This is a genomic window from Diaphorobacter nitroreducens (assembly GCF_002214645.1).
In the GTDB taxonomy this organism is placed as follows: domain Bacteria; phylum Pseudomonadota; class Gammaproteobacteria; order Burkholderiales; family Burkholderiaceae_C; genus Diaphorobacter; species Diaphorobacter nitroreducens.
The window spans coordinates 2,019,302-2,027,500 of record NZ_CP016278.1; the positions used below are offsets into that span (position 1 = coordinate 2,019,302).

General features: G+C 60.6%; 8 protein-coding genes and 2 rRNA genes (1 of these 10 running past the window's edge). 5 read left to right on the plus strand and 5 right to left on the minus strand.

The features are described from left to right. Positions 1 to 274 precede the first annotated feature (274 nt). A complete protein-coding gene (locus BA022_RS09465) occupies positions 275 to 634 on the minus strand; it encodes a hypothetical protein (RefSeq protein ID WP_088887349.1) in 360 nt (119 codons plus the stop codon). A 153-nt stretch (positions 635 to 787) separates the two neighbouring features. On the opposite strand from BA022_RS09465, the gene BA022_RS09470 reads away from it, so the two are divergent. From BA022_RS09470 to BA022_RS09480, 3 genes are read left to right on the plus strand one after another with little or no spacing between them, the layout of a single operon-like run. Further along, positions 788 to 1,381, plus strand: a complete 594-nt coding sequence (locus tag BA022_RS09470) for a Mor transcription activator family protein (RefSeq protein WP_148665168.1) — start codon at positions 788 to 790, stop codon at positions 1,379 to 1,381. 8 nt (positions 1,382 to 1,389) lie between these two features. Beyond that, positions 1,390 to 2,148 (plus strand): hypothetical protein, encoded by a 759-nt coding sequence (locus tag BA022_RS09475; RefSeq protein ID WP_088887351.1) that lies wholly within the window; start codon positions 1,390 to 1,392, stop codon positions 2,146 to 2,148. A gap of 12 nt (positions 2,149 to 2,160) precedes the next feature. Then, a complete protein-coding gene (locus tag BA022_RS09480; RefSeq protein ID WP_088887352.1) occupies positions 2,161 to 2,757 on the plus strand; it encodes a hypothetical protein in 597 nt (198 codons plus the stop codon). 33 nt (positions 2,758 to 2,790) lie between these two features. Here BA022_RS09480 and BA022_RS19555 read toward each other — a convergent pair whose 3' ends face one another. Further along, entirely contained in the window at positions 2,791 to 2,916 is a 126-nt protein-coding gene (locus tag BA022_RS19555) for a hypothetical protein (protein WP_257789743.1), read from the minus strand. A 21-nt stretch (positions 2,917 to 2,937) separates the two neighbouring features. On the opposite strand from BA022_RS19555, the gene BA022_RS09485 reads away from it, so the two are divergent. Together BA022_RS09485 and BA022_RS09490 are read left to right on the plus strand one after the other, a co-directional pair. Further along, positions 2,938 to 5,973 (plus strand): tape measure protein, encoded by a 3,036-nt coding sequence (locus BA022_RS09485; RefSeq protein WP_088887353.1) that lies wholly within the window; start codon positions 2,938 to 2,940, stop codon positions 5,971 to 5,973. Then, entirely contained in the window at positions 5,970 to 6,233 is a 264-nt protein-coding gene (locus BA022_RS09490) for a hypothetical protein (protein WP_088887354.1), read from the plus strand. The genes BA022_RS09485 and BA022_RS09490 overlap by 4 nt, the downstream gene beginning before the upstream one ends. A 280-nt stretch (positions 6,234 to 6,513) precedes the next feature. Here BA022_RS09490 and BA022_RS09495 read toward each other — a convergent pair whose 3' ends face one another. From BA022_RS09495 to BA022_RS09505, 3 genes are all read right to left on the minus strand, one after another. Then, positions 6,514 to 7,251, minus strand: coding sequence for a 16S rRNA pseudouridine(516) synthase (locus BA022_RS09495; RefSeq protein WP_088887355.1), 738 nt, complete (start codon positions 7,249 to 7,251; stop codon positions 6,514 to 6,516). A gap of 74 nt (positions 7,252 to 7,325) precedes the next feature. Then, a 5S ribosomal RNA gene (gene rrf, locus BA022_RS09500) occupies positions 7,326 to 7,438 on the minus strand. A 120-nt stretch (positions 7,439 to 7,558) separates the two neighbouring features. Continuing rightward, positions 7,559 to 8,199 (minus strand): 23S ribosomal RNA (locus BA022_RS09505); it runs 2,235 nt beyond the window's last position.

Below are 8,199 nucleotides of genomic sequence, written 5' to 3' on the forward strand. Positions count from 1 at the left end.
AAATTACCCGCCGCTGCGGGTAGTTCCGGCAACGGAATGCGCCGCAGTTGTGCCCAGGTGCGAGAACAGCCGATACAGCATCTTGCGCGCCTCCATGAAAATCTGCGCCACGGCGCAGATTGAACTGTCTGCACTGCCAATGTGGTTCCTTGAGAGAGGCCGTGTTTTCAGGACCTACTGACTGAAGAAATCTGCGCCACGGCGCAGAAAAAACCTGAACGTTCGGAGTTTTTCCGGCCTTTTCTCTAGAGAGAAGTGCGAACGTTCGGAGTTTTCATCCTCTCCCCACCTTCGGCATTGTGCCCAGGTGCGAGAACAGCCGATACAGCATCTTGCGCGCCTCCAGGTACTCCAGCGGCTCATCCTGCTTCGCAGGCAGGCCCTGCACATGGATGCGTTCGAAGTCGCGCGCCGCGATGTGCCATTCCTTCGCTAGCGCTTGACCGAGTTCCGGCGCGCCGCGCAGCTGCACGGCCAGCAGGTCACGCAGCGCCGCGAAGATGCCATTGGCCCAGTCGTCCACCTTGTTGATTTCCTCGCGCAGAACGGCGGCGGTGCGGGCGTTGTTGATCGCCATTTGCGCCTGCATCCATGCAGCGGTCTCGGGGCTCAGATCAGCGGGGGTTTGATTCATGGCGGCACCTCGTGCAGTGGGTAGTTGCGATGACTGCATTGTTCGGCCGGGGCGGGTCGAAAGGCCAGTTCTGATTCTGGATTTGTTTGGAGGCGCGTTGGCGCTGGCGTTGCGAGCCCTTTCCAAGCGGGGAGCGAGATTGGAAAAGCGGCGTTGACGCCGCATTTCGCGGAGCTTGCTGCGCCCGTCAATAAGTGGAGCGCATCATCGGTTAGCGCAAATGGTCGCCAAAGATCATTGATGCGTTTCAACAGAACGCATCAGCCAATGCAGCCGACGAACCGCACCGTGCTACAGCACCTCACCAAGGAGCAGATATCGCCCCTTGAAGCCTTTTTTACGGCGCAATGGTCTGACGCGTGGCGTGACTTTGCGCGCAGTTTCTATGTCACGCTGATTACGCGCCCAAAACCGCTTTCCATGGATGCATCGGCAGAGTTGGCCGTGCAATTGGTCTATGGCATTGCGCGTGATTTTGGAGGCACGCAGCCTTACATCCCCTCAGGTGCTGGATATGCGTTTGAGGAGCGGCGCAAACGTGTGTTGGAGCTGATCAAAGAGGGACGCGACTACCTTGAGGTAGCACGGATGACTGGGCTGACTTCAAGTCGCGTTCGCAACATTGAGCGAGAGGTGATCAAGGACCGCCGCAAGAAGACCACCTCCAAGGCCCAGGAATCAATCCCAGGGCGTCCCAAAACAGAAACGCACCCCAAGGGTGCGGCATCGCCATTTAAGGGCTTGTAGAGGCTTGTATGCAAATAAAGAAGTTTCAGATTTTCCGGGCGGGAAAGTTCAAGACGATGGGGGGAAATGAGTTTGAGTACTCCAGAGCTGACATTCAGCAGATCGCTGAAAGCTTTTCTCCTCACATCAAACCCGCCCCGCTGGTGAGCGGTCATCCAAAGACAGATGGCCCCGCCATGGGATGGGTCAAATCGCTTTCGACAAGTGGTGATCGGCTGTATGCAACAGCCGAGTTCAGCGAAGAGCTGGTGAACCAAGTCAAAAGCGAGCACCACACGGGCGTATCCGCCTCATTTTTTCCACCCTATGACCCTCGCAACCCTTTGCCCGGTCAATGGTACCTAAAGCATGTGGGCTTCCTTGTTTCCATGACGCCCGCAGTAAAGGGGATGGAGCCCGTTGAGTTTGCAGAAGTCGCGCTAGACAGTTTCGAGAGAAGCGAAAGGAGGCCCGTTATGGGAATGATTCAGCAGCTTGAAGTTGCGTTTTCGGAGGCGAGGGCGAGCCGAGCGGACACGCATGGCCAAGAGCGTATGGTTCTTCAAAGGATGGCGCAGCTGCTCATGAAAAACAACGTAGGCATGAGCTTTGCGGCCGCAGCGCACGAGGCGGACCGTCACATCAAGGACTACAAAGCACGTCGAGCCAATGGCAACAACTTTGATCGCGAGCGCGTCTCGGATCATGAGTCCATCCTGGACATCCAGATGTCAACGCCAGGCCTGACTTACGCGGGGGCCGCGCACCAATTTTTTTCTCGTCGATAGGCAGAGGTGATTATGAGCATCCCTGATACAGCAAAGTCTGCACTGGCAGCTGTTTCCGATGAGCTGCAGTCCTTGCGTGGCAAGCAGGCAGCGACACAAAAGCGCATTCTGGAAATCGATGCGCAGGTGAATACGTTGCGCGCAGCGCCCGTGAGCATCGAAGACTTCCGCAAGTACTTGGAAAACTACGTGAAGGCCCGGGGTGAAAAGTACGCGAGATCCTTGTTCATGCGGGAATGGACACGCCCCAACCGTGGCAACGGGCACGACCTACACAAGCCCATGCAAGAAAGGCCTTGGAGCAATTTTGAAGACGAAGATGGCAACCTGCGAGAGCAAGCCATCGCTTTGCCAGATCACGCCGCATTGTGGGATGGGCGGGACGCCTTCGGGGCCTGGTGCTTCTTCGTTCCTGACATCGTGACCGAGAAGCTGTACGGGGAGGTGTGCGCTTCAGTGGGCACAAAGTGGCCAGCGCCTGATGCACCTAAAGTCGATGAACGGCGCGGCCTGATTGAGGTGCTCGAAAGCGAGCGCGAAGACCTTGAAGATGAGCTGGAAGGCGTGAAGCAATCGATCGCTGAGATTCAGCGCGCGCTGGGAGCGTGAGCCATAGAGGACTCGACAGCAACCTACGCAAGCTTACAGCCAGAGCCCGCCTGGCCCAAACACCAGCCACCCACAGGCGCAGGCCAGCGCCAGCATGAAGAAAAACCCGGCCGCGCCCGCCAAGCCCATCAGTGCGGACAGGAGGGTGAGCAGCAGCAACAACCTTGACATTGCACCATTATGGCCGCCGATAAAAATTCACTGGAATTCGAGATTCGCCTTGCCACGCAGCAGTTTCTGGCCGCGTTGCAAAAGCTGGAATCGAGCTACGGCGGCACCATGAAGGCGGTGGCGGGCGAATCCAGCACTGCCGCCAGCGCCCTGGAGCAATCGTTCAAGGTGTTGGGCGTGAAGGGCGTGCAGGCGGTCGAGCAGGAGGTGCAGCAGCTGCAGGCGGCGCTGGCCCAGATTCGCAACGCGCCCGACGTGCTGCCCGCCGACAAGGCGGCGGCCGTGGCCGCCTTCAACCAGCGCCTGGCTGAAGTGCGCGGGCAGGCGCAGCAGACACCGCCCGCCCTGGCCGGCGTGGGCCAGGCGGCCGAGGGCGCTGCGGGCTCGCTGGCCAGCGCGGCGCACAAGGCTGTGGCCTGGACGGCGGCGCTGGCGGGCATCAGCAGCGCGGGGGACTTAGTGGGCCAACTGGTGGCCACCGGATCCGAGTTCGAGAACGTGCGCGTGCGCCTGGAAAACCTGCTGGGCGGCACCGAGAAGGCGCAAGCCGCCTTCGGCATGATCAAGGACCTGGCGGCCAGCACGCCGTTTGAGGTGGCGGGGCTGACCGAGTCCTTCATTAAGCTCACGGCCATGGGCATGCAGCCCACCGAGGCGCAGATGCGCTCGCTGGTGGATGTGGCATCCAACCTGGGCGGCGGTACCGAGACACTGTCGGGCGTGACGCTGGCCCTGGGCCAGGCCTGGGCCAAGGGCAAGCTGCAAGGCGAGGAAATCATGCAGCTGGCCGAGCGCGGCGTACCCGTGTGGGATGCCCTGGCCCGTGCCACGGGCCGCACGGTGCCTGAGCTGCAGCGCATGAGCGAGGCCGGCGCGCTAGGCCGCGACGTGATCGGCCAGTTGATCGACGAGCTGGGGCGCATGAATGCCGGTGCCAGCGACAAGCTCATGAACACCTACGCCGGCGCGGTGGCCAATGCCAAGGACGCGCTGGCCGAGTTCTACGACATGGTGGCCCAGTCGGGCGTGCTGGAATTCCTGACCGACAAGGTGCGCGAGCTGCTGGCCGAGTTCGACCGCATGAAGCAGACCGGCGAGCTGCAGGCGAAGGCCAAGGCGCTGGCGGACACCTTCATCTCCACGGCCATGACGGTGGAGACGGTGGTCAAGGCCTTGGCGGGCTTTGGCCCCCAGATCAAGCTGGTGGCCGAGGCCGCGCTGGCGCTGAAGGCGGCCAACATGGCAGGTACGCTGCTGTCGATGGCCAGCGGCGCCGTGGCAGCCAGCACGGGCATGACGGCCGTGGGCGCCGCCAGCGGGGCGGCTGCCGGGCAGATGGCGGTGGCAACGACCGCGGCCACGGGCCTAGCCACAGCCGTACGCGTACTGCGCTCGCTCACCGGCATTGGGTTGGCGTTGGGTGTGGCCGAACTGGTGCAAGAGTTTTTTCGGGCCAAGCGGGCTGCCGAAGAGGGCGATGCCGCTGTCAAGAAGATGCTGGAGGAGAAGCCCGTCAACGGCCCCAAGAAGGCCGCGGAGGCGGCCACCCAGGCCATCGGTCAGACGGTGAGCAAAAGCGACGATCTCGTCAAACAGTTTGACGTGCTGGTGGAAAAGGGCGACACGGCCGCCGAGGCGCTGGCCAAGATCGGCAAGGACTTTGACCTGGCCAGCGCCGCCGGCATCCACGATGCAGCGGTGGTGCTGGACAGCCTGGTGGCGCAGGGCAAGATCACGGCAACGCAGTTCCGCGATGCCTGGACGGTGGCACTCAAAGACGTCAACCTCAATGAATTTGAGGTGCGCGCGCGTCAGGCGCTGGAGGGTGCCAGTGAAGGCGCCGTGCAGCTGCAGCAGGCATTGGATGCGGGCCTGCGCGAGGCCATCCGCCGTGCGGGCGGTGACTTCGATGTGCTCGCGGGCGGCATGGGCAAGGCGGCGCAGAGCGCGGTGGCCGACGTGGATTTCATGATCGCCAACCTCGGCCGCCTGAAGGACCAAGGGGTGGACACGGGCGCTGCGCTGGTGCAAAGCCTGGGCAAGGCCATCACCACCGCAGACAGCCAGGCCGCCATTGAGGCGCTGCGCACGCGCATTGAGGCCGTGCGCGCCCAACTGGGCGACAAGATTGCCGACGGCCTGCTCGACCAGGCCAAGGACAAGGCCAACGCTCTCAAAGACGCCCTGGACAAGGCCACCCCCGGCATCAACAGCGTGCGCGAGGCCATGAAGCAGCTGGGCATCACTAGCGATGAGGAGTTGAAAAAGGTGGCGGCCAGTGCCAAGGACGCCTACGACACGCTCACCGCCAGCGGCACGGCCAGCGCCCGCGAGCTGGCCGAGGCCTTCAAGAAGTCCGCAGACGCCGCCATTGCCGCCAACAACGGCATAGCGCCCAGCTGGGTGCAGGGTCAGGCCGCGGTGCGCGGCTACCGGGTTGAGGTGGACGCCGCGGGCAAGGCCACGCTGGTGTCAGCCGATGCTGTGCACAAGGCCGGCCGCGCGCACGACCAGACCGCCAAAAGCGTGGATACCCACCGCAGCGCGCTGGAGCGGCTCAATGCCGAAAAAGAGCGCGAGATCGCCGCGCAGGAAAAAGCCAACGATCTGGCCACACGCGCGCTCAAGCTGGAGGAGGCCAAGCGCGCCGCAGGCACCATCACCAATGCGGACGCGGTGCCGTCCTTCGAGTCCAATGAGCAGGCCAATGCCTGGCTGGCCGAGTGGGAAAAGCAATACGCCAAGAAAAACCCTTTCAGCACGCGTAGCGCGGGCAGCCTGGGCAGTTTTCAGCGCCAGACCACGCTGGCCGAATGGCAGGCCGAGGTGGACGCCATGGCTTTGCGCAACACCATGAAAGGTAACGGCAACGCCAGCCAGTCCAGTCAGACGCCGCTGGAGTCCATGCGCAGCGGCCAGACCATCACCATCAATCTGCAGCAAAACGGCCGGGGCTATGGCCAGCTCAGGACTGATGCCGCGGGAGCGGCCACGTTGCAGGCATTCCTACGTGATCTGGAGCGTGGCAAGGAAGTAGCTCAATGAGCATGCCGGAAGATGCACTCAGCGCTGATCCGCTCATCTTTGCGAGCCTTGATCGCATCCGCGATGCGATCTCTGACGTCGTGGCGCGCGGCGGTTCTACTGCTGGCATGGCGCCAGTCGTTGATCTTGTGGCGAGCGTGCTAGAAACCGAAGCATTGCTGGCACGTTCTGCTGGGAAGAGCCTCATCTTTGAAGGCAAACTCAGCGCGGCAGATGCTGTACAGCGAGCGAATGATCTGCGCGAATTGTTGTTGCGCTGAGTCCTGTATTTCCAGGTGTGCAATTTTGTTGCTCACTGCGAAATAATTTGAGCTTCGATTTATCGCGCTTCTGACGCTTCAAATATCGCGCCCCGCTTCAGCATGCCACGCGCCTCATCATCTGATTGACCACCCTGCTCCCCTTCCTACTGGGCACCCGCCTGCGAATATTCGGACATCACTCACAGAAGTGACTTGCAGACAACGGACGCGATGTGCGCGACGTTGACGCAATCGCCTATTGGATCGCGACGGGCGCAGACCACTTGTCTGTCTTTCGCTACCGCAGCAGGGCGAGTTCCTCTTCGCCGAGCCAACGCCACTCCCCCGGCTGCATATCCGCCGGCAATGCCAAACGGCCGATATGCGACCGATGCAAGGCTTCCACCCGATTGCCTACCGCGGCGATCATGCGCTTCACTTGGTGGTACTTCCCTTCCGTCAGGGTCAGGTCAAGCACATGCGCGTCGACTAACGCGCAGGCAGCCGCCCGCACAGGGCGTGGGTCATCATCGAGCACCACACCTTCCAGCAAGCGGTCGACCTGTTCCTTGGTCACGGGATGCTTGGCCGTCACACGGTATACCTTTGGCACATGCTTTTTGGGCGAACTCATGCGGTGGATGAATTGCCCATCGTCACTGAGTAACAGCAAACCGGTGGTGTCCTGGTCCAAGCGCCCCACGGCCTGCACACCATCTACAGAACCCTTGCTGGGCCTCTGCCTAAGAGGAGCGGGCAACAACGTGTAGATGCTGGGATAGGCCGATGGCTTTTGCGAACACTCGGTTCCTGCAGGCTTATGCAGCATGACATAGGCCTTGGGTTGGTATGGCCAATCCACTCCTTGAACGCGCAACACCAAACCTTCGACATCAATATCCTGTGTCGCGTCTTGGCAGATCGTGGGCTCTCGGGTGCCTGTCGCATGAATGGCAACTCTGCCCTGCTGAATCAAGCCGGCGCAAATGCGGCGCGTGCCGAATCCTTGCGAATAGAGAATGTCCTGAAGCTGCATGAAATACGGCGTTATCGCTGCAAAGCAAAACGCCCTCCCACTATGTTAGTGGGAGGGCGGTTTGGGCTGTAAGAGCCTGACGATGACCTACTTTCACACGGGAACCCGCACTATCATCGGCGCGAAGTCGTTTCACTGTCCTGTTCGGGATGGGAAGGAGTGGGACCAACTTGCTATGGTCATCAGGCATAAAGGGTTGCTGAGCAGTGAGGACTGCACAGCGAATTCATAGAGTCTGTGAATCAGCGTGGATTTGATTGCGTACTTGGCATAACAGTCTTGAGCTGCGATTGGCAGTCAAAGTTATAGGGTCAAGCCGCACGGGCAATTAGTACTGGTTAGCTTAATGCATTGCTGCACTTCCACACCCAGCCTATCAACGTCGTGGTCTACAACGACCCTTCAGGGGGCTCAAGGCCCCGGCAGATCTCATCTTGAAACGAGTTTCCCGCTTAGATGCTTTCAGCGGTTATCTCTTCCACACTTAGCTACTCGGCAATGCCACTGGCGTGACAACCGATACACCAGAGGTGTGTCCACTCCGGTCCTCTCGTACTAGGAGCAGGCTTCCTCAAATCTGCAGCGCCCACGGAAGATAGGGACCAAACTGTCTCACGACGTTTTAAACCCAGCTCACGTACCTCTTTAAATGGCGAACAGCCATACCCTTGGGACCGACTACAGCCCCAGGATGAGATGAGCCGACATCGAGGTGCCAAACACCGCCGTCGATATGAACTCTTGGGCGGTATCAGCCTGTTATCCCCAGAGTACCTTTTATCCGTTGAGCGATGGCCCTTCCATACAGAACCACCGGATCACTATGTCCTGCTTTCGCATCTGCTCGACTTGTCAGTCTCGCAGTTAAGCACGCTTATGCCATTGCACTATCGTCACGATGTCCGACCGTAACTAGCGTACCTTCGAACTCCTCCGTTACGCTTTGGG

Excerpts from the sequence above, each read along its gene's own strand:
- BA022_RS09490 (WP_088887354.1), top strand. The coding sequence starts at position 5,970 with ATGAGCATGCCGGAAGATGCACTCAGCGCTGATCCGCTCATCTTTGCG.
- BA022_RS09480 (WP_088887352.1), top strand. The coding sequence starts at position 2,161 with ATGAGCATCCCTGATACAGCAAAGTCTGCACTGGCAGCTGTTTCCGAT.
- BA022_RS09495 (WP_088887355.1), bottom strand. The coding sequence starts at position 7,251 with ATGCAGCTTCAGGACATTCTCTATTCGCAAGGATTCGGCACGCGCCGC.
- BA022_RS09485 (WP_088887353.1), top strand. The coding sequence starts at position 2,938 with ATGGCCGCCGATAAAAATTCACTGGAATTCGAGATTCGCCTTGCCACG.
- BA022_RS09465 (WP_088887349.1), bottom strand. The coding sequence starts at position 634 with ATGAATCAAACCCCCGCTGATCTGAGCCCCGAGACCGCTGCATGGATG.
- BA022_RS09475 (WP_088887351.1), top strand. The coding sequence starts at position 1,390 with ATGCAAATAAAGAAGTTTCAGATTTTCCGGGCGGGAAAGTTCAAGACG.